We start from the raw sequence: 19,583 nt of genomic DNA on the forward strand, positions 1-19,583 counted from the left end.
GGCTCAGGCCCTCGTGGCCTAGCCTCTCAACTACCGGTCCGACTTCCGGGGAGCAGTTCACTCCGGGGAGGGGGCGCCACGACACGGTGAGGACTCCGTCGATGTCGATAAGGACTCCGCGTGTACCCATCTCCCCATGGCAGCACGGGCGGCGCGCGCACACCAGCCCCCACCACCCCGTTCGCGGCGGACCTGGTCACAGCCGCGGCCCGGCGCGGCACGCCTGAGGGGCCGGGATAGGATTCCGGTCGAAGAGGTGACGCGCCCGCTCTCCGCCGAACCGGCGCGTCGGGTGCCGGTCCGTCCTCGGACCGTGCCCGGCAACGACGAATGTGAAGGAACACCATGGTCGGAACCATCGCGGTCGTGCTCATGATCGTGAGCCTGTCGATGATGCTCGTCTCGGGCGTCATCGCCACGATCGTCAAGACCCGCTAGCCGGGCGGCGGGCGCGGTTCCGTCCGCGCCCGCCCGGAGCGTTCTTCCTGTGTGTTTCTCCCCGTCCGTCTTCTGATGCGTATACAACAGGCACCTTTACGTCGTAGATCACATGGTGTCCGCGGTGGTCCGCCCCGGGCCGCCCGGCACCTGGGGGACACCCCGTCGTGTCCCGCCGTGCCTGCGGCCCGGTCGACCACGGTCCGTTCGGATTCGCAGGAGAAGGTCGGGGCTCATTGGCGCGACTGGGGAGTGCTTCCTGAGCCTCAGTGGTGAACAGGCAGCGCTCCCAGCCCCACCGGTCCGGAGAGCCGCCAGAATGCACCGAGAACACCCGTGGGGACAACCGCCCCGACCCATCAGCCCCATGCGTCCCATATCCCCCGTCCGGCCACACGCGGTGGCCGGAAACGGCCGTGGCCACCGAGACCGCAGGCCACAACCGGTCACCGGAACCGTTGTTCCCGACACCGCGGGTGGCTAGTGTGGGCCCATGTCGATTTGGTCACGCGGCGACCGCACGGGCAGGATCGAAGAGGCCCTCCTCATGCTCAAAGGGCAGAGGATCATCGACGGCCTGGAGATCCGGACCGCCGAGCCCAAGCCCTACCGGGTCCGCGTTCCCGCGGGGATCGTCCACATGGACGAGGACGAGGCGTCGATGTTCGCCCTCGGGGCGGTCGTCGGCACCTTCGGCGGGGTCGCCCGCGGCCCCCGGTAGCCGCGCCCCTCACCGGCCCAGCCCGGAGGCACGGACTGTGATGTTGAGCCGCCCCTCCAGTCCGAGGCCGGGCGGCGCCGTGCCGGGCCGTACCCGCACCACCCCGTGGTAGGCCGTGCGCGAGGGCCCGCCGAAGACGAACAGGTCGCCGCTGCGCAGCGCGATGTCGGTGTGGGGGCGGTTGCGCGTCTCGGTGTTGCCGAAGCGGAACACGCACGTGTCGCCGAGGCTGAGTGAGACCACCGGGGCGCGGGAGCGCTCGTCGCGGTCCTGGTGCATCCCCATGCGGGCGTCCGGTCCGTAGAAGTTGACGAGGGCGACGTCGTAGGGGTCCCGGGGGTCCGGGGAGCGGCCCAGGGCGTCCCGGACGGCGCGTGCCGCGAGTTCGACCAGGACCCCGGGCATGGGCGGGACGGGACTGCCGTCGGGCAGCGTCCGGCTGTAGCCCGGCGGGGTGCCGTGCCGCCGGGTGTCCGGCGGGGGGTGGCGGGCGGGACTCCAGAACCATCCCATCGAGAGCGTCCGCACGCTCATGAGGCCGCCGCCCGGCATGCGGTGGCGGACCATGCCCGCGCGCGCCCAGCGACGGCAGTCCTCCACCAGGGCCCCCTGCCGGTCGGTGGGCAGCCAGCCGGGCAGGTGGACCGCCTCCGGTGCCACGGTCACGGGCGGTGTGTCGAACAGCGGGTCGGGTTCGGGGGCGCCCCGGCCGCCGGCCCCGGTCAACGGCGCATGAGGTCGCGGACGTTGACCACCAGCAGGACCGCGACGATCACGGCGATGGGTACGGCCAGGGCGATGCGCCAGTCGAGGACGAAGGCGACCACCACGCCCACGATGAGGCCGAGCACCACCGCCAGGATCGCCAGGCCGGTGAGGAAGGACAGGAACTTGCGGCGGGCGACGGCGTCGACCGCCGCGAAGGCCACGACCACGCCCAGCATCGCGTACAGGGTGGCCGTCCCGTTGAGCAGGAACAGGGTGGCGGCCAGGGAGAGCAGTAGCAGCGGGGTGCTCAGGGCGACCCACGCGTGCAGGAAACGGGTGCTCTGCTGCTTGCCCGAGGAGTAGGGGCGGTGAGGGGCCTTGAGGTGGCCGGTGGGGTCCGGGAGGAGCGGGGTGTCGGCGGCCAGCGCCTCCAGGTGGCTCTCGCGCTCGTCGGCGGCCAGCACACGCTCCTCGTACACCTGGGTGAGCTCCTGTTCCAGGGCCTCCATGCGCTCGGCGTACTCGCGTGCGCGGGGGCGCGATCCCGCCCGGCGCCCGAGCACCATGCGTGCGGCGTCCAGGCGGCGCAGGCGGTCTCGGCGCTCGGCGATCTCGGCGTCCAGCTCCTCGGCCCGCCGCTCCAGGTCACGGACGTGGGCGCGCAGGTCGGCACGGGCCTCCTCCTCCGTGGGCGCGACCTTGTGCAGGCCCACCCAGGCCAGGGAGTCGGCCCAGGATCGGCGGACGGTGCCGTCGCGCTCGTAGCGGGGGCCGCTGGGGGCGCGCTCACCGTCGAAGAAGTCGCCGGTGTCGCGGCCCCACAGTCCTCGGTAGCCGCGGATCCACGGGGTGTCGTCGTCGATGAGCACCGGGGTCCACTCGCGGTCGCCGCCCGGCCCCAGCCGCATGCCGTCGCCGCGGGCGTAGTCGACGAAGGGGACGCCGATGCCGTGCCGGTTGATGGCGCTGTCCGAGCGGAAGAGGCGCTGGGTGATGGCCCGCCAGACGCGGACGAGGCCGCGGAAGATGGAGGGGTCGACCTGGATGAGGTAGTCGCCGGGCAGCATCTGGTGCGAGTGCGAGCCGGCCCCGACGTAGACGACGGGGTGGTCTCCGGACCGGTGCAGTTCGGGGTCGTTCCAGCTTCGGCGCAGGTCGTCGCCCTGGTACTCGTGCGAGGAGGCACCCACCCACACGGGGAGGACGGTGCCGTCGGGGTCCTCGGCGAGGTAGACGGTGACGCGTTCCCAGTCGGCCTCGTGGTCGTTGACGCCGCCGTAGATCGTTCGCCAGTCGTTCATCGCGTAGAAGAACCAGTACTGGAGGACGACGTAGCCGCCCTCGCGCAGGACGCGGCCGTAGTAGGTCGCCCCGCCGTCGTCGACGCGCTCGCGGAATCGGGTCACCGCCGCGAAGCTGACCCCGCCGGGCACGGCACCCCGGATGAGCAGGGAGAACTTCATCAAGATGTCGAGGATGCGCCCGAGGACGCCGACGGCGGCCAGCCGCCCGCTCTTGGGGATGACGGTGCGGGCGCTGCCGCGGAAGCGGCGGGCCTCCTCGCGCAGGGTCTCCTTCTGGACGAACCTCAGGTGCTTGTGGCGCCCGGGCCATTCGTCCTCGGCCTGCGCGAGGCGTTCCAGGGTGAGTTCCCCGGCGGGCACGAGTACGCGCTCGCCGCCGCCCGGGTCCTCGATCCACAGGCTGCAGTTGCGCACGTAGTTGTCGACGCGGGTGGGGAAGAAGAGCTCGCCCTTGGTGCACAGCAGGACGGGTTCGTGGGCGCGCAGCAGTTCGAGGTCAGAGTCAGATGTGGCAGCCATGATTCGCACCAAGTTAGTACATGGCGGTGACGCTTTCGTACTCCGCGGTGTCCCGGCACCTCTGGTTCCCCGAGGGAGGACGCCTTCCCCGCGAGCAGGCGGATGGCACACGCCCCACCGCGCGGCCGCACGGGCGGGACGGTCTCCCTTCCACTGCTCGCCCGTGTCTCCAGGCGGAAAATCACTGTCGATTCATCCCCTGTGTCCGGAATACTGCCGCCCCGGAAGCGGTTTCCCGTCTGCGTCGGGCAGGCGAGCGCCGCCCGCAGCCCCCCGTTTCCCACGGCCGCAGACGAGCACGCAAGGACGCATGTGACCAGGCAAGAAGAGACGACCGCCGGCGACGGAACACATCCGGGGGGCGACGACGGGCGCGGGGCGCGCCTGGTCATCCCCCTGCTCCTGGTATCGGCGTTCGTCGTCATCCTCAACGAGACGATCATGAGCGTGGCCCTGCCCTCCCTCAGTGAGGACCTGGGCATCACCGCCTCCACCGGGCAGTGGCTGACCTCGGCCTTCATGCTCGTGATGGCCGTGGTCATCCCCATCACCGGGTTCCTGCTCCAGCGGTTCCACATCCGGCGGGTGTTCATCACGGCGATGACGCTGTTCAGCATCGGGACACTGCTGTGCTTCGCGGCGCAGGACTTCACGGCGCTGCTGCTGGGCCGCGTCGTGCAGGCGTCGGGTACCGCGATCATGATGCCGCTGCTGATGACGACCGTACTGAACACGGTGCCCGCCGACCGCCGCGGCCGCACCATGGGCAACATCTCCATCGTCATCGCCGTGGCCCCGGCCATCGGACCGACCCTGTCGGGGATCATCCTCGACGCGCTGGACTGGCGCTGGATCTTCGGCCTGGTCCTGCCGATCGCCCTGCTGGGCCTGGCCCTGGGCGCGGCCCTGATCCGCAACGTCACCGAGCCGCGCCATGCCCGCATCGACGCGGTCTCGGTGGTCGTGTCGGCCCTGGCCTTCGGCGGTCTGGTCTACGGGTTCTCCGGCCTGGGCGAGGGCGCCGAGGCCGGGTCCCCGGTCCCTCCGGGGCTGTCCATCGCCGTGGGCGCGGCCGCGCTGGCGCTGTTCGTGTGGCGGCAGGTGCGTCTGCAGCGCGAGGACCGGGCCTTGCTGGACCTGAGGGTGTTCACCTCACGGCAGTTCGCCCTGTCGGCGGTCCTGATGGCGGTCAGCTTCATGTCGCTGTTCGGGCTGATCATCCTGATCCCGTTCTACATGCAGAACGTCCTGGGCCACGACACGCTCGTCACCGGCCTGGCCCTGCTGCCGGGCAGTCTGGCCATGGGCCTGATGGCGCCGGTGGTGGGCGGCCTCTACGATCGCTTCGGCCCGCGTCCGCTGATCAGCCCCGGGGCCGCGGCGGCGGCGCTGGCGTTCTGGTCGATGACCGCCTTCGGACCGGACACACCGGTGGCGGCCCTGGTGGCGGCGCACACGGCGCTGAGCCTGGGGCTGGGGTTCATGTTCACGCCGCTGATGACCGGGGCCCTGGGTTCGCTGCGGCCCGCCCTGTACGCGCACGGCAGTGCCGTGGTGGGCACCCTGCAGCAGTTGGCGGGCGCGGCGGGCACCGCGGCGTTCGTGTCCGTGATGTCGGCGGTCGCCGCCGGCCTGGCCGCCGAAGGGTCCGGCCCGGTCGCCGCGGAACTGGGCGGTATCACCACGGCCTTCACGGTGGGCGCGGTGGTCTTCACCCTCGTGTTCGCGGCGACGCTCTTCGTCCGCGAGGCCGAGGGTTCCCGCTCCGCGCCCGAGGGCGCCCCGGCCACACCGTAGGGCGGCGCTGGGCTGTCGGGGTGCGGTGTCACCCGGACGGCCCAGCGGCCCCCATTCCCGAAGCCTGGTCAAAGAATTTCTCTTGTTCTTCTCCCAATGTGATCTCGTGTCGCTCTTTCCCCGTGTTGGCGGCACTTCACCCCAAACCCGGCACGTAGAGTCAGACGCACAGTTCAGCCACGGGTCCGTGCCGCACGACCCCAGGGGATCAGCACCCAGTGCTGGTGGAACGGGTGAGAAGATCATGCAAAATTCGCTGATGACCAAACCGCGACCGTCCGACGTCGGCGTTCTCAGCTTCCGCTACCTGGGCGTGCACGAGATCGACGAGCTCGCGGACCTGTGGGGCGCGCTCCACCAGCAGCACACCGTCACCGCCCCGCACCTGGCGGACATCATCAGCGCCGTGAGCATGGACGAGTCCTGGCGCCGCCGCCGCGCCCAGTACCTGGCCTGGCTCACCGACCCCGACACCATGGCCATCCTCGCCGAGAGCGGCGACGACCCGGTCGGGTACGCCATGGTGACGGTCAAGGAGAGCGCCCAGGGCAGTTGGGACCGCGGTGAGCGCGTCGCGGTGGTGCAGACCTTCGCGATCGACCCGGAGTACTCCGGCGCCGGCGTGGGCTCCAAGCTCCTGGAGGAGGTGCGCCGCCAACTGGGTGCGATGGGCGTGCGCGACATCGAGTTCTCCGCGCTGGCCACCAGCTCCGAGGACATCCGCTTCCTGGAGCAGGAGGGGTTCCAGCCCTTCGTCACCACCATGGTCTGCCGCGTCGACGCCTTCGGCGCGCACGACTGACCCGCCCGTCCCCTCTGCTCCCCCACACGGCCCCCGTGCCCGTCCCCCGGCACGGGGGCCGCTCCGCGCCGACACGCCCCGGCACCGCAGGCGGGTGAGGCGCTACGCTCACCCCGTGGCGACCTCCGACTCCAACACCTGCAACTTTCCCGGCTGCGACCGTCCGGTGCCCCGCGGCTCCTCCCCCGGGCGCCCGCCCGAGTACTGCGACCTGCCCGAGCACACGCGTTGGCGCGCCTGGCGGGAGCGCCAGAGGCTGGCGCAGGAGTCCGAGCGGATCGCCGAGGAGACGGCGGGGGCCTCCGGCACCGAGGGCGCGGCCACGGCCTCCGCCGCACCCGCCAAGGGCGCCGAACCGGTGACCGCCGCCCGCCTACGCGCCGACGACCTGCTCACCCGGTTCGCCGTGCAGAGCGAGCAGATGGCGAAGACCCTGGACTCGGCCCGTGAGGCGTTCGCCACCATGAGCGACCCCGCCGCGGCGGAGGCCCAGGTGGAGGCCGCCCGGTTGGAGGGCGCGCGCAGGGTCGCCGAGGCCGACTCCGCGCGGCTGGAGGCGGAGAACCGGCGCCGCGAGGCCGAGTCGGCGCGGCGGGTCGCGGAGGAGGCGGCGTCCTCCGCCGTGGCGGCCACCCGGTCGGCCGAGCTGGTCGCCGAGGAGGCGATCGGGCGCCGCGACGCCGCCGAGGCCGAGCACGACCGCCTGAGGGAGGCGGCCGAGCGCGCCCGGGACGAGCGCGGTGCCGCGGTCGCCGAGGCCAACGCCGGTCTGGCCGCCGCCGAGCGCAGGATCGCCGAGGCCGAGGGGCGCGCCCGGGACGAGGTGGCGCGGGTGCGCGCCGCACGCGAACGCGAGCGCGCCGAGGCCGCCGACCAGCTGGAGCGGGCGGCCGCCGAGGCCGAGCGGTTCAGGTCCGAGGCGAAGGAGCAGGCGCGCCTGCGCGACGAGGCGGTCCTGGCCTCGGAGCGGGCCGTGGCGCGCGCCGAGGGCGCGGAGGAGCGGGCACGGGAGGCCGTCGAGGCGCTCCGGACGGAACGGGCCCGTCACGACACCGAACTGGAGCGGGCCCACGAGCGCCGTGAGGCCGACCGTGCGGCGGCCGACGCCGAGCGCGCGCGGCTCACCGCCGAACTGGAGCGGTCCGCGGCCGACCGCGAGCGGCTGGCCGGGGAGCTCGACACCCAACGGCGCAACGCCGACATCACCCTGGAGGAGTCCCGCACGGCCGCGGCGGCACGTCTGTCGGCCGTTGAGGAGGCGCTGGTCCGGGAGCGGGAGCGTGCCGAGCGGGCCGAGGCCGCGCGGGATGAGGCGCTGGCGCGCCGGGATACGGACCGTGTGCATCAGGAATCCTAGTTTCAGCCCTTTTGTCTAGGATGGGGTCCGTGCGAGATCTGGGAACGACGGGCGACACGGGCCCCCTGCCGACGGACTCAGCGGAGGGCCGGGGCCCCAGGCGGGCGGAGGTGGCGGCCCGGCCCAGGCCCGGACTCGACCTGCGCGCGCTCTTCGGCGTGGAGCACGGTCCGTGGGCGTGGACGACCGCCGTGCAGGCCTCCGTCGCCATGGCGGCCTCCTTCGGTCTGGCGGCGTGGCTGTTCGGTCCGCACATCGGGACCCTCGCCGCCCTGGGCTCCATGACCGTCCTGTACGAGAAGAAGACCCCCTACGTCTACCGGTCCGCCGCCCTGGCCGTCGTGGGCCTGGGGTTCGTCGCCTCCGTCGCCCTGGGCTCCCTTGCCTCGGCGTTGTCGGTGTGGGCGGCGGCCGCCGCGATCGGTCTGATCGCGGGGGTGTCGACCTGGCTGTGCGCGGCCTGGCGGGTGGACCGCCCCGGGGCGCTGTTCTTCGTCATGGTCGGCGCGATCTCCACGATCGCGCCCGGCGGGGTGTCCGACGTCCCCCAGCACGCGGCCGCGGCCGCCCTGGGCGCGGCCGTCGGCTGGGCGGTGTCCATGTCCGGTGCGCCCTTCCGTGCCCGCCGTCCGGAGTACCGGGCGGTGGCCGCCGCCTTCCGGCAACTGGCCGCCCTCCTGCGCGCCGTGGGCACCCCCGACCTCGACCACACCCAGCACCGGGCATCGGTGGCGGTCGCCGATGCCTGGCGCATCGTCCTGCTCGCCCAGACTCGCGGCTACCGTTCCACCACCCACGCGGCGCGGCTGCGCTCCCTGCTGCGCTGGGTCTCCGACATCCACCTGGCCGTCACCCAGGTGGGCATGGTGCGCACCGAACCGCTGCCCGGCGAGGCGGCCGGCTTCGCCGACCGGATGGCGGCGGCGGTCGCCGAGCCCGACCGGGCGCCGGACGCCTCGGACCTGGACGACCTCCGCCAGGGGATGCGCCCACGCGCCCTGGAGGCACGGGTCTACGGCCTGCTGGCCCGGGCCGCCGCCGCGGCGCACAGGCCGGACCGCAACGACGAGGACGAGCGGGCCCGCGCCTTGGAGGACCAGCGCTATCCGGCCCTGTGGGACTCCCTGCGCTCCAGCCTGGGCGCGGATTCGCTGATCCGGCCCACGGCTCTGCGCATGTGGATCACGGTGACCCTGGCGGGCGCCTTCGGCCTGTGGATCGGCCTGGACCGCTCCTACTGGATCGCGATCACCGCCACCGCCGTACTCCAGGGCGGCAACGTCGTCGTGACCACGAAGCGGTCGGTGCAGCGGTCGGTGGGGACCATGCTGGGGGTGGCCGTGGGCGCGCTGGTGCTCTGGTTCGATCCGCCGGTGCCGGCGGTCGTGGTCCTGGCGGCGGCGTTCATGGGGCTGAGCCAGTTGGTCATGGGCCGCAGCTTCCTCTACGGGTCGGTGCTGGTCACGCCGATGGCGCTGCTGCTGTCGCACACGGCCGCGCCCGACCCGATCACGGCGCTGGCGGGGTCGCGCGTACTCGATACCGTCGTCGGATCGCTCTTCGGCCTGGCGGGGTCGCTGCTGCTGTGGCGCCGGGCCTCGACCACCCGGCTGCCGCAGGCGATCACCGACGCCCTGGACACCGCCCGCCAGTGCGTGGTTTCGGTGCTGGACCCTGAGGTGCCGCTGGGGCCCGATCACCGCTACCGGCTCCGCCGCGACATGCGCGCCAGCCTGGTCAACCTGCGCGGCGTCTACGAGAGCGCGGTGGGCGACGTACCGCGCGCGGCCACCACGCAGCCGCTGTGGCCGGTGGTGGTGGCCACCCAGCGCGCCGGGTACCTCGCGCTGTCCGCACTGGCGGTGGAACGCGCCGAACCGGTCGGCACCATCACCCTGCAACGGGTGGACCTGGCCTTCGGTGAGCTGATCGCCTCGATGCGGGAGCGGCGCACGCCGCGGATGGGTGCGCTGCCGCGACTGGCCGCCTATCCGCGGATCAACATGGAGCTGCGGGCTCTGTCCAACGCCATGGCGGGGGCCGTCGCCCAGGACGAGCACGCCGCCCGGCAGGAGGCCGAGCGGCGCGCCCTGCGGGAGGAGCGTCGCGCGCGCGGGGACGTGGACGCCGACCTTTGAGGGGGGTTCGGCGCTCAGTCCAGGAGGGCGAAGGCCCGCACCGGGAAGGCGGCCATCCCCCGCACCTTGACCGGGACGGCGAAGAAGGAGAATCCCTCGTCGGGGAGCCGGTCGAGCAGGCACAGGTGGGAGACGACCGGGACCCCGGCGGCGAGCAGGACGCCCAGTGCCGGGCGCGCGCCCTCGGTGGCGGGCGAGGTGTCGTCCACCCCGACGCCGTCGATGCCGATCAGGGCGGCTCCGGCGTCCACCAGGGCCTTGGCCGCGTCCTCGGTCAGGTGGGGGTGGTCGGTGTCGCCGTAGGCGTCGGTGCGCCAGTGCCGGTCCCAGCCCGTGCGCAGGAGGACGGCGCGGCCGCGCAGGTCGAGTCCTTCGAAGGCCTCCGGCCCGATCCGGTGCGCCGCGGCGGCGTCGACCACCGTTCCGGGCAGGCCCGCGATGCGCTCCAGGCCGAGGTCGGCCAGGTCGGCCCCGTCCCGGTAACGGTGCGAGGGGGTCTGCACGTAGGTCCCGGTGGTCCCGGCCATGGTGACGCGGCCGCTGCCGGGTTCGTGGCCGACGGCCGCCGCCGGCCCGGATCTGCCCTCCTCGACCGCCGGTACCGGCAGTCCGGGGCACGTGGTCATCCCGTCGGTGATCTGGTGGCTGACGTCGACCAGTTTCGCCATGACTCCTCCGCGCCTCACGCATCCGTCCGGGGAGACCCCCGCACCGCGCGAAGGTCTAGACCACGAGCCTAACCCGTGTGACCCACATCACGACAGTAGTACGAATCAGACAATCCACAAGGATCGCCGCACAGCCCGCACCGGCGGCTCGATAAGGTCGGAAGCGGGCGGCGGCCCCGCCTCCCCCACGAGCGCCGACGAGAGAACTGGAAGGGCGACGCCATCGTGTCACTGTACGGAGCGGCCAAGGTCGTCATCGCCCCCACGGCACGGCTGGCGTGGCCCCAGCGGGTGGAGGGCGTGCACCACGTCCCCAGACTGGGGCCGGTGATCCTGGCCGCCAACCACCTGGCGCTGATCGACCCGCTCTTCATCGGCGTCGCCTGCCCCCGCCCCGTGCGCTTCATCGCCAAGCAGGAGCTCTTCGACGAGGGCACTCTGCCCCGGCGTCTGTTCACCCGCGCGCTGCGCGGCATCGGCCAGCTCTCGGTGGACCGCCGCCCCGGCCAGAGCGCGCAGGAGGCCATGGACAGCAGCCTGAAGGTCCTGCGCGAGGGCGAGGTCTTCGGCATCTTCCCCGAGGGCACCCGCTCGCCCGACGGGCGCCTGTACAAGGGCCAGACCGGCCTGGCCTGGCTCGCGCTGACCACGGGCGCCCCGGTCGTGCCGGTGGCCCTGGCCGGCACGGACCGGATCCTGCCCGCGGGCCGCAGAGTGCCCTCCTTCAACCGGGTGGGTGTGCGCTTCGGCGAGCCCGTGGACCTGTCCGCATGGGAGGGCCAGGCGCACAGGGCGCGGCCCCGCAGGGAGGCCACGGACGCGATCATGGCCGCCATCGCCAAGCTCTCCGGCCAGGAGCAGGTGCCCCGGTTCGCCTCGTCTGTCAAGGCCGAGCTGCCCCAGGGCCGCTGAAGCGCGTCCGCCGACCGGAATCACTCGTCACCAAGGGTGATCTTCCCCACAGGCAACGCCGGACTCAAGTGCTCTTGGCTGTGCGTTGAACCCCGTCGAGGGCCGCTTCGAAGCGGCCCCGCAAGGTCGGCACGCCGCCTCCGACCGGCCACGACCCCGGAACGGCCGCCCCGGGCCCGCTTCGGACTCCCGGAGCCGCGAGGGGAATTGTCTACCACTATAGTGGGTTTTCCAGGTACCATCACCGGTTAGATTAGGTAAGCCTTGCCAATGGCGTCCGACCCTGGCGCGAAGACTTGGAGCTGTGCGATGACGCGACCACTGCGAGTGGGAATCGTGGGTGCGGGGCCTGCGGGGATTTACGCCGCGGACCTGCTCACCAAGGACGAGACCCTGTCCGCGTGCGGCACGTCCGTCAGCATCGACATCCTCGACAAGCTGCCCTCCCCCTACGGACTGGTGCGCTACGGCGTCGCCCCGGACCACCCCCGGATCAAGCAGATCCAGGGGGCGCTGCACAAGATCCTGGACAAGCCCGAGGTCACCTTCTACGGCAACGTCGAGTACGGCGTCGACCTCAAGCTCGAAGACCTGCGCCGCCACTACGACGCGGTGGTCTTCGCGACCGGCAGCGACCGGGACCGCCCGCTGGACATCCCCGGCACCGACCTGCCCGGCAGCCACGGTGCCGCCGACTTCGTCTTCTGGTACGACTCCCACCCCGACGTCAGCCCGTCCTGGCACGTGGAGGGGACCAGCGTCGCCGTCATCGGCGCGGGCAACGTCGCCGTCGACGTCGCCCGGATCCTGGCCAAGGACGCCGACGACCTCCTTCAGACCGACATCACCGACAACGTCTACGAGGGTCTGCGCGCCAAGCGGATCACCGACGTGCACGTCTTCGCCCGCCGCGGCATCGCCCAGTGCAAGGCCACCCCGATGGAGCTGCGCGAACTGGACAAGCAGCCCGGTGTCGAGGTCATCGTCTACCCCGAGGACTTCGAGATGGACGAGGGCAGCGTCCAGGCCTGCGAGGCCTCCAACCAGGTCAAGACCAACGTCAAGATCCTCCAGAACTGGGCGATCCGCGACCGTCGCGGGGACGAGCACCGCCTGCACCTGCACTTCCTGCACCGCCCGGTGGAGATCACCGGCCAGGACCGGGTGAGCGGGCTGCGCACCGAGCGCATGGAACTGACCGGCGACGGCGGTGTCCGGGGCACCGGCGAGTACGTCGACCACGAGGTCCAGGCCGTCTACCGCGCCATCGGCTACCTGGGCTCGCCCCTGGTCGGTCTGCCCTTCGACGAGGAGCGCGGGGTGGTCCCCAACGCCGAGGGCCGCGTCCTGGACCTGGACGAGAACCCGATCGACGGCGTGTACGCCACCGGCTGGATCAAGCGCGGCCCGGTCGGCCTGATCGGCCACACCAAGGGCGACGCGCTGGAGACCGTCACCCACCTGGTGGCCGACCGCGATTCCCTCACCCCGGCCGCCGAGCCCGACCCCGTCGCCTTCAGGGCACTCCTGGAGGAGCGCGGTGTGCGGTACACCACCTGGGACGGCTGGCAGCGGATCGAGGCCCGCGAGGAGGAACTGGGTGCCGAGCGCGGGCGCAAGCGCCTGAAGCTGCGCACCCGCGAGGAACAGACCAGCATCGCACGCCAGGAGTAGATCCGGCGTGCGAGCTCCCCGGCCGGTCCCGCGCCCCTCTGCGGGGCCGGCCGCCCTCTTCCCCGATCCGGGTATCCCGTACCGTGACATTGCACATGTGTGTCGCCGCCGGTGGCAGGAACAACGGCGCGGCCGGATGGGTTAGAGTCACTGTTGGTCGGTGTGGTAGCAAGTGTCCCCCGGGCCTCAACAATTGCCTTCGCGGAATACCGCGTACGGCGTCCGCCCCACGGGGCGGGTGACCGTGCGGACAGGAGCCCCGTTGTGCCCCGCGCCGAGAGGCGACCGCCACGCCGGCCCTCAGCCTGGTGCCCCGCTCCCGCCCCGCGGCGGGAGCGGGGCATTCTGGTATCCCCAGCAGACGTAGCGAAGGATTCAAGGCGTGGACGAACGGTCCCCCCGGCAGCCGGACTCCTCCAGGCCGCCCGAAGACACCGACGACACACCGGCCCCGCCTGGGCGCCCCGGGAACCCCTACCGCATTCCGCAGCGGCCGGCGCCGGCCGAGGGTCCCACCGGCTTCGAGTACCCGCGCGCCGACACTCCCCCGCCCGCCGCGCCTCCTTCCCCGCCTCACCCGGTCCACGGCGGTCGGGACGACGCCGGAACCGCCGCCCACGGATGGGGCTCCGGCATACCGGAAGGCGGAACCCCCGGATGGCATCCGGGTGAGGAGCCGTCGGCCCGGCCAGACGCACCCGGGCCCGCCGTCGGCACCCCCCCACACGGCTGGCATCCCGGTGTCCCCGACGAGGACGCGGCCGCGTTCGGGGGGAGCCCCGGTCCGGGCATCCCCCATGACGGGGCCGCCGCCCACGGATGGCAGACCAGCCCCGCCGACGGCACCCCCGTCCCCTACCACCCCGGCCTCAGCGACACCCCCGCGCCGGGCTGGCACCCCGGCGGCTCCGACGAGGGCGAGACCACCCGCACCTGGTCGGCGGTTCCCGCGGACGGAGGCGGCCAGGGCGTGCCCGCCTACCAGGGCGGCGTCGCGGGCCCCGGGCCGGACGCCCCGCCCCCGGCCACCGGTCCGCAGCCGCCCGCGGCGGCCCCCGAGCGCCCCGCGGACGACTTCGACTTCCTCTACGGCGGCGGCCCCCCCGGGCCACGGGAACCCGGGGAACCCCTCGCCCCCGGCCAGGCCCCGCCCGGGAGACGCAGGTCGCGCCGCGGACTGCTGATCGGCGTCATCGCCGGAATCGCCGCTCTCGCCCTGGTCGGCGGTGGCGTGTCCTGGTTCGTGCTGACACGGCCCCAGCCCGAGGAGGCCCTCGACGCCTACGCGGCGGCGTGGGAGGAGCGCGACTACGCGGGCCTGGCCGCCGTGACCACCGGAGGCGACCCCGCCGCGGTCCTCGGAGGGATCGACGCGGGCCTGGGCCTGGAGGAGGTCCGGGTCGAGATCGGCGCGGCCACCGTCGACGGCTCGGCGGGCAGTGCGCCCTATGAGGTCACCGTGTCCATGCAGGGCTCCGGCGACTGGGGCTGGGAGGGCGAACTCCCCCTGGTGCGCCAGGACGGCGCGTGGCTGGTGGACTTCTCCCCCGGCGTCGCCTACCCCGGCCTCGGCGAGGGCCAGGTCCTGGCGCGCACCGCGGTCTGGGGCGAGCGGGGCAGCATCCTCGCCGCGGACGGCACCCCCATGGAGGGCCCGGACGTCTCCGGCACCCTGGCGATGATCGCCGGGTCCCTCGGCGAGGCCACCGAGGAGGACGTCGAACGGCTCGGCCCGGCCTACGGCGTGGGCGACACCATCGGCGTCTCCGGGCTCCAGCGCACCTACGAGGAGCGCCTCGCCGGGGAGGCCGCCACCACCATCCTGATGGTCGGCGCCGAGCAGGCCGAGGACCCCGCCTCCCTGGAGGCCACCGAGGAGAACACGGTGGCGACCCTGGACGGGGCCGACGGCCAGGACGTCGTGACCAGCTTCGACATGGCGGTGCAGAACGCGGCGGCCGACGCCGTCATCGGCTCCGACGACCCCGTCGGCATGGTCGCGGTCCGCGCCTCCACCGGTGAGATCCTCGCCGCGGCGAACGTTCCGGGCGGGTTCAACCGGGCCTTCGAGGGCCAGTACCCGCCGGGCTCCTCGCTCAAGATCATCAGCTACGTCTCGCTGCTGGACCAGGGGCTGGCCGCGGACTCCACCGTCGAGTGCCCCAAGGAGTACGACCCGGGCGGCTGGCCCTTCGTCAACGCGGGCGGGGGCGAGTACGGCACCCAGACGGTGACCGAGGCGTTCGCGACCTCCTGCAACACCGCCCTGGTGGCCGAGGTGACCCAGCGGCTGTCACCGCAGTCGCTCACGGCCACCGCCGAGCAGTTCGGGATGAACGCGCCGCTCGACATCGGCGTTCCCGCCTTCGAACCCAGTTTCCCCTCCCCCGAGGGCTCCGTCATGCTGGGCGCGCAGAGCATCGGCCAGGGCCACGTGCTCACCTCGCCCCTGCACATGGCGACGGTGCCCGCGGCGATCGCCGACGGGTCCTGGCGCCACCCTGTCCTGGTCACCGAACCCGCGCCGGAGGGCCTGCCGGAGCCGACCGCGCTCCCCAACGCCGCGGCCCTGCGGCCGATGATGCGCGCGGTGGTCACCGGGGGGACCGCGCAGGAGGCCGGGTTCCAGGGCGAGGTGTACGGCAAGACCGGCAGCGCCGAGTTCGGCACGCCCGAGGGCGAGGACGACGAACTGCCCACGCACGCGTGGATGGTCGGCTACAAGGGCGACATCGCCTTCGCCATCGTCGTCGAGGGCGGCGGTGGCGGCGGCTCGGTGGCCGGTCCGCTGGCGGCGGCGTTCACGAACGCGCTCTGACCGTGCGCACGCGGGGCGGGCCCCGCGCCGGGCCGGGCCGGCCTCGCGTGCGCACGGCGGTTCAGGGGCCGGTCGCCGGCTGGCCGCTCTCCGGTGCCGGGTCCACGGACTCGTTGGTCTGCGTCGCACCCGTCTGCGGGTCCGGCGGCGGACTCGGCGTGAGCACGAAGAGCAGGACCAGCAGCCCGGTGGTGGCGAGCGCGATGAGCGCGCACGCCACCCACGGTTTCCAGCCGCTGAGCCCGGCCTCGGCCGGGGCGTCGGGGTCGCCGGTACCGAAGGCCTCCAGGCGGCCGGCGAGATCCGGGTCCTCCGCGCTGAGCTGTCGCTCGATCTCCGCGAGGATTCTCCGCTCATGCTCTCTCAGGGACATGGCACCCTCCTCAGCCGCCGGGGGAAGGACTGTCATCACCGGGTGTTGTACAGTGTCCCCCGCGTCGGGGTGAGATATCCGGATTCCGCCGTTTTTCCTCGGCCGGATTCCCGGCACGCCCCTCCCAGCCCGGATCCTCTCCGGAGAGATCCCGCTCCTCAGGGCCGTGCGCCGCTCAGACCGGATAACACTCGACCTCGGCGGCCTTCACCCCGGCCCAGACCTCGGTGCCCCGGGACAGACCCAGGTCCGCCAGGGCTGCGGGGCTGATGTCGGCCGCGAGCGGAGCCGGTCCCGACAGCCTCACCCGCACCTGGTCGCCGAACCGCTCGATCCCCTCCACCGTGAGCCGCCACATGTTGCGCGGACTGCCGTGCGGGCGCTCGGAGTACAGCGCGACGGCCCTGGGCGGGAACGCGACGAGCACCTCGCCCGTGCACGGCTCGTGCGCACGCACCAGGACCGGTTCCGCACCCTTCGGCCCGCCCACGGTCACCGTGGTGCCCTCGGCGCTGCCCCGGAACAGGTTCAGGCCCACCAGGCGCGCGACATAGGCGGTCCGCGGACGCCGTGCCACCTCCGCGGGGGTTCCCTGCTGCACCACCCGGCCCGACTCGACCACCGCGAGCCGGTCGGCCAGGACCATGGCGTCCAGCGGGTCGTGGGTGACCAGGACCCCCGCACCCGCGAAGCCCTCCAAGAGGCGGCCGAGCCGCACACGGACGTCGACACGGGTTCCGGCGTCCAGGGCGGCCATCGGCTCGTCCAGCAGCAGCAACCGGGGGCGCACCGCCAGAGCCCGGGCGAGCGCCACCCGCTGGGCCTGCCCGCCCGAGAGCCGGTCCGGGCGCAGGCGCGCGCAGGCCTCCAGTTCCATGGCCTCCAGGAGTTCGGCGGCGCGGCGCCGCGCCGCCGCCTTGGGCACCCCCTGGCAGCGCGGCCCGAACGCGACGTTGTCCAGGGCGCTCATGTGGCGGAAGAGCAGGTAGTCCTGGAAGACCATGCCGACGGGGCGGTGCTCGACCGGGGTGGTGGTCCGGTCGCGGCCGTCGATGCGCACGTGCCCGCCCCCGAGCGGGAGCAGTCCGGCCAGGGCGCGCAGGGCCGAGGACTTGCCCGCCCCGTTGGGGCCGAGCAGTGCCAGGACCTCACCCGGGGCGACCTCCAGGCCGACGTCGAGGGAGAGGTCTCCGCGGGTGAGCCGCAGCCGGGCGTCGAGCACCGGCCCGCCGGCCGACTGCCGAGTGTTCAAGCCCACCTCCCGCGCAGTCCGGCCAGGACGGCCAGGGAGACGAGGAGCAGGATGAGGCTGAGGACCACGGCGGCCTCCGGGTCGCGCTGCATGGCCATGTAGACGGCCAGGGGCATGGTCTGGGTGGTTCCGGGGAAGTTCCCCGCGAAGGTGATGGTGGCCCCGAACTCGCCCAGGGCGCGGGCCCAGCACAGGGCCGCGCCCGCGCCGATGCCCGGCAGGACCGCGGGCAGGGTGATCCGGGCGAAGACGGTGGTGCGGTCGGCCCCCAGAGTGGCGGCGGCCTCCTCGTAGCGGCGGTCGGCGCCACGCAGTGCGCCCTCCACGCTCACCACCAGGAACGGCATCGCCACGAACACCTGCGCGATGACGACGGCGGCCGTGGTAAAGGGCAGAGTCAGCCCGAACCAGGCGTCGAGGTGGCGGCCGAGCAGGCCGTTGCGGCCCAGGGACAGGAGCAGGGCCACACCGCCGACCACGGGCGGGATGACCAGGGGGACGGTGACCAGGGCTCGCAGCAGGCGGCGGCCGGGGAACTCGGTCCGGGCCAGCAGCCAGGCCAGCGGCACGCCCAGGAGCAGGGAGACGGCCGTGGCGGCGGTCGCCGTGGACAGCGACAGCCACAGGGCGGACAGCACCTCCGGTTCGGTCAGTCGCGCGCCCATCGTGGTCCAGGGGGCGCGCAGCAGCAGACCGGCCAGGGGCAGAACCAGGAAGGCGATACCGGCCAGGGCGGGGACCAGAAGGATCCAGGGCGGGCGGCCGCGGCGGGCGCTCAGCCCGCGGCGGGCGGGGGGAGCGGCCGCGCCGGTCACGGCGTGCCGAACCCGGCGTCGGCGAGCACGCCGGAACCGTCCTCGGAGAGCACCAGGTCGACCCAGTCGGCGGCCAGGTCCGGGGTGTCGGTGCCGGCGAGCACCGCGACGGGGTAGTCGTTGACCGCCGCGGCGGACTCGGGGAAGTCGATGCCCTCGACCGCGCCCCCGGCCGCGGCGACGTCGGTGGCGTAGACGAGTCCGGCGTCGACCTCGCCCAGTTCGACCTTGGTCAGGACGGCGCGGACGTCCTCCTCCAGGGTGACCGGGGTGATCCCGACGCCGGCCGCGCCGGTGGCGGCGGTGGTGGCGGCACCGCAGGGGACCTCGGGCGCGCACAGGGCCGTGGCCACCGACTCGTCGGCCAAAGAGGCCAGGTCCGCCACCCCGGCGGGGTTGCCGGGGGGTACGGCGATGCGCAGGGTGTTGGTGGCGAAGACCGCACCCGCTGCACCGTGGTCGGCCGCCCACGCGGGGTCCAGTCCGGCGCCGTCGACGACCAGGGCCATGGTGCCGGTGTCGGCGGAGGCGAACACGTCGGCGGGGGCGCCGGAGTTGATCTGGGCGGCCAGGGCGCTGCTGCCCGCGAAGGCCAGTTCGACCTCCGCTCCGGGGTTGCGGGTCTCGAACTCCTCGGCGAGGGCGGTGAAGACGTCGGTGAGGGAGGCGGCGGCCAGGACGGTGAGGGTCCCCTCCGCCCTTGCGTCCTGGCCGGCGGAGCAGGCGGTCAGGGCCAGGAGGGCGGCGGTGAGGAGCGCCGTGCGGCGCGGGCTGCGGGGGCGGGGCTCAGGCATGGCGGTCTCCGGCGGTCTCGACGACGACGCTGGTGGACTTGACGACCGCCGTGGCCAGGGCCCCCACCCGCAGACCGAGTTCGTCGGCGGCCTCGCGGCTCATGAGGGAGACCACCCGGTGGGGTCCGGCCTGGATCTCCACGCACGCCATCACGCCGTCGCGTTCGACGCTGGTGACCAGGCCTCGGAAGCGGTTGCGCGCGGAGGAGGCCGTGCGTGCGGGGTCGTCCTCGGGGGCGGCGCGCAGGTGCCGGGCGAGTTCGACGCCGTCGAGCGTGCGGTGGCCCGACGCGTCGCGGGCGGCGGCGAGGCGGCCGGAGTCGGCCATGCGGCGGACCGTGTCGGCGCTGACGCCGAGGATCGCCGCCGCCTCGCTGATCTGATAGGTCGGCATGGCGGAACCGTACCACTGGAATGTGCGATATCCAGAAGCACGTATGCCTCGCTTCAGCCAATGGCACTGACGGTCAGGCATCGCTACTGCGATCTCTTC

The 19,583-nt window shown here is 73.3% G+C and carries 16 protein-coding genes; 8 read left to right on the top strand and 8 right to left on the bottom strand.

Annotated elements, in window-relative coordinates; translation table 11 throughout:
- Positions 1-931 precede the first annotated feature (931 nt).
- The gene (locus tag ACFHWE_RS10490) at positions 932-1,159 is read left to right on the top strand and encodes a hypothetical protein (protein WP_416600638.1); all 228 of its coding nucleotides are present in this window, start codon (positions 932-934) and stop codon (positions 1,157-1,159) included.
- A 9-nt stretch (positions 1,160-1,168) separates the two neighbouring features.
- On the opposite strand, the gene ACFHWE_RS10495 is transcribed toward ACFHWE_RS10490, so the two are convergent.
- The gene (locus tag ACFHWE_RS10495) at positions 1,169-1,885 is read right to left on the bottom strand and encodes an alpha-ketoglutarate-dependent dioxygenase AlkB family protein (protein ID WP_416600639.1); all 717 of its coding nucleotides are present in this window, start codon (positions 1,883-1,885) and stop codon (positions 1,169-1,171) included.
- On the bottom strand, positions 1,882-3,690 hold the full coding sequence (locus tag ACFHWE_RS10500; RefSeq protein ID WP_416600641.1) for a hypothetical protein: 1,809 nt from the start codon (positions 3,688-3,690) through the stop codon (positions 1,882-1,884). The genes ACFHWE_RS10495 and ACFHWE_RS10500 overlap by 4 nt, the downstream gene beginning before the upstream one ends.
- A gap of 312 nt (positions 3,691-4,002) precedes the next feature.
- On the opposite strand from ACFHWE_RS10500, the gene ACFHWE_RS10505 reads away from it, so the two are divergent.
- From ACFHWE_RS10505 to ACFHWE_RS10520, 4 genes are all read left to right on the top strand, one after another.
- Positions 4,003-5,487 carry an MDR family MFS transporter gene (locus ACFHWE_RS10505; RefSeq protein ID WP_416600642.1) on the top strand — a complete coding sequence of 495 codons (1,485 nt, stop codon included), beginning with the start codon at positions 4,003-4,005 and terminating at the stop codon, positions 5,485-5,487.
- A 259-nt stretch (positions 5,488-5,746) separates the two neighbouring features.
- Complete coding sequence (locus ACFHWE_RS10510) at positions 5,747-6,289, top strand: GNAT family N-acetyltransferase (protein WP_416600644.1); 543 nt, start codon at positions 5,747-5,749, stop codon at positions 6,287-6,289.
- A 115-nt stretch (positions 6,290-6,404) separates the two neighbouring features.
- Positions 6,405-7,646, top strand: coding sequence for a hypothetical protein (locus ACFHWE_RS10515; RefSeq protein ID WP_416600646.1), 1,242 nt, complete (start codon positions 6,405-6,407; stop codon positions 7,644-7,646).
- Between the two features lie 20 nt (positions 7,647-7,666).
- Entirely contained in the window at positions 7,667-9,784 is a 2,118-nt protein-coding gene (locus ACFHWE_RS10520) for an FUSC family protein (RefSeq protein ID WP_416600647.1), read from the top strand.
- Positions 9,785-9,798: 14 nt separating this feature from the next.
- Here the strand turns inward: ACFHWE_RS10520 and ACFHWE_RS10525 are convergent, their stop codons facing one another.
- Entirely contained in the window at positions 9,799-10,452 is a 654-nt protein-coding gene (locus ACFHWE_RS10525; protein WP_416600649.1) for a cyclase family protein, read from the bottom strand.
- 225 nt (positions 10,453-10,677) lie between these two features.
- On the opposite strand from ACFHWE_RS10525, the gene ACFHWE_RS10530 reads away from it, so the two are divergent.
- From ACFHWE_RS10530 to ACFHWE_RS10540, 3 genes are all read left to right on the top strand, one after another.
- Positions 10,678-11,364: a lysophospholipid acyltransferase family protein gene (locus tag ACFHWE_RS10530; protein WP_416600651.1), complete on the top strand. Its 687-nt coding sequence runs from the start codon at positions 10,678-10,680 to the stop codon at positions 11,362-11,364.
- 327 nt (positions 11,365-11,691) lie between these two features.
- Positions 11,692-13,038: an FAD-dependent oxidoreductase gene (locus tag ACFHWE_RS10535; RefSeq protein WP_416600857.1), complete on the top strand. Its 1,347-nt coding sequence runs from the start codon at positions 11,692-11,694 to the stop codon at positions 13,036-13,038.
- Between the two features lie 382 nt (positions 13,039-13,420).
- Positions 13,421-15,856 (top strand): penicillin-binding transpeptidase domain-containing protein, encoded by a 2,436-nt coding sequence (locus tag ACFHWE_RS10540; protein ID WP_416600653.1) that lies wholly within the window; start codon positions 13,421-13,423, stop codon positions 15,854-15,856.
- Positions 15,857-15,917: 61 nt separating this feature from the next.
- Here ACFHWE_RS10540 and ACFHWE_RS10545 read toward each other — a convergent pair whose 3' ends face one another.
- The 5 genes from ACFHWE_RS10545 to ACFHWE_RS10565 form a co-directional block, all read right to left on the bottom strand.
- On the bottom strand, positions 15,918-16,229 hold the full coding sequence (locus ACFHWE_RS10545) for a DUF3040 domain-containing protein (RefSeq protein ID WP_416600654.1): 312 nt from the start codon (positions 16,227-16,229) through the stop codon (positions 15,918-15,920).
- A gap of 175 nt (positions 16,230-16,404) precedes the next feature.
- Positions 16,405-17,481, bottom strand: coding sequence for an ABC transporter ATP-binding protein (locus ACFHWE_RS10550; protein WP_416600656.1), 1,077 nt, complete (start codon positions 17,479-17,481; stop codon positions 16,405-16,407).
- Positions 17,478-18,296: an ABC transporter permease gene (locus ACFHWE_RS10555; protein WP_416600658.1), complete on the bottom strand. Its 819-nt coding sequence runs from the start codon at positions 18,294-18,296 to the stop codon at positions 17,478-17,480. Before ACFHWE_RS10555 ends, ACFHWE_RS10550 begins: the two co-directional genes overlap by 4 nt.
- Positions 18,293-19,090: a molybdate ABC transporter substrate-binding protein gene (gene modA / locus ACFHWE_RS10560; protein ID WP_416600660.1), complete on the bottom strand. Its 798-nt coding sequence runs from the start codon at positions 19,088-19,090 to the stop codon at positions 18,293-18,295. The genes ACFHWE_RS10555 and modA overlap by 4 nt, the downstream gene beginning before the upstream one ends.
- Complete coding sequence (locus tag ACFHWE_RS10565) at positions 19,083-19,484, bottom strand: TOBE domain-containing protein (protein ID WP_416600662.1); 402 nt, start codon at positions 19,482-19,484, stop codon at positions 19,083-19,085. Before ACFHWE_RS10565 ends, modA begins: the two co-directional genes overlap by 8 nt.
- Between the last annotated feature and the right edge of the window lie 99 nt (positions 19,485-19,583).

Origin of the sequence: Nocardiopsis sp. LOL_012 (assembly GCF_048060475.1) — a bacterium.
Classification (GTDB): Bacteria; Actinomycetota; Actinomycetes; order Streptosporangiales; family Streptosporangiaceae; genus Nocardiopsis.

Bases quoted from the DNA above. Each gene is read 5' to 3' on its own strand.
- ACFHWE_RS10565 (WP_416600662.1), bottom strand. From the start codon at position 19,484: ATGCCGACCTATCAGATCAGCGAGGCGGCGGCGATCCTCGGCGTCAGC.
- ACFHWE_RS10490 (WP_416600638.1), top strand. From the start codon at position 932: ATGTCGATTTGGTCACGCGGCGACCGCACGGGCAGGATCGAAGAGGCC.
- ACFHWE_RS10545 (WP_416600654.1), bottom strand. From the start codon at position 16,229: ATGTCCCTGAGAGAGCATGAGCGGAGAATCCTCGCGGAGATCGAGCGA.
- ACFHWE_RS10500 (WP_416600641.1), bottom strand. From the start codon at position 3,690: ATGGCTGCCACATCTGACTCTGACCTCGAACTGCTGCGCGCCCACGAA.
- ACFHWE_RS10510 (WP_416600644.1), top strand. From the start codon at position 5,747: ATGACCAAACCGCGACCGTCCGACGTCGGCGTTCTCAGCTTCCGCTAC.
- ACFHWE_RS10520 (WP_416600647.1), top strand. From the start codon at position 7,667: ATGGGGTCCGTGCGAGATCTGGGAACGACGGGCGACACGGGCCCCCTG.
- ACFHWE_RS10525 (WP_416600649.1), bottom strand. From the start codon at position 10,452: ATGGCGAAACTGGTCGACGTCAGCCACCAGATCACCGACGGGATGACC.
- modA (WP_416600660.1), bottom strand. From the start codon at position 19,090: ATGCCTGAGCCCCGCCCCCGCAGCCCGCGCCGCACGGCGCTCCTCACC.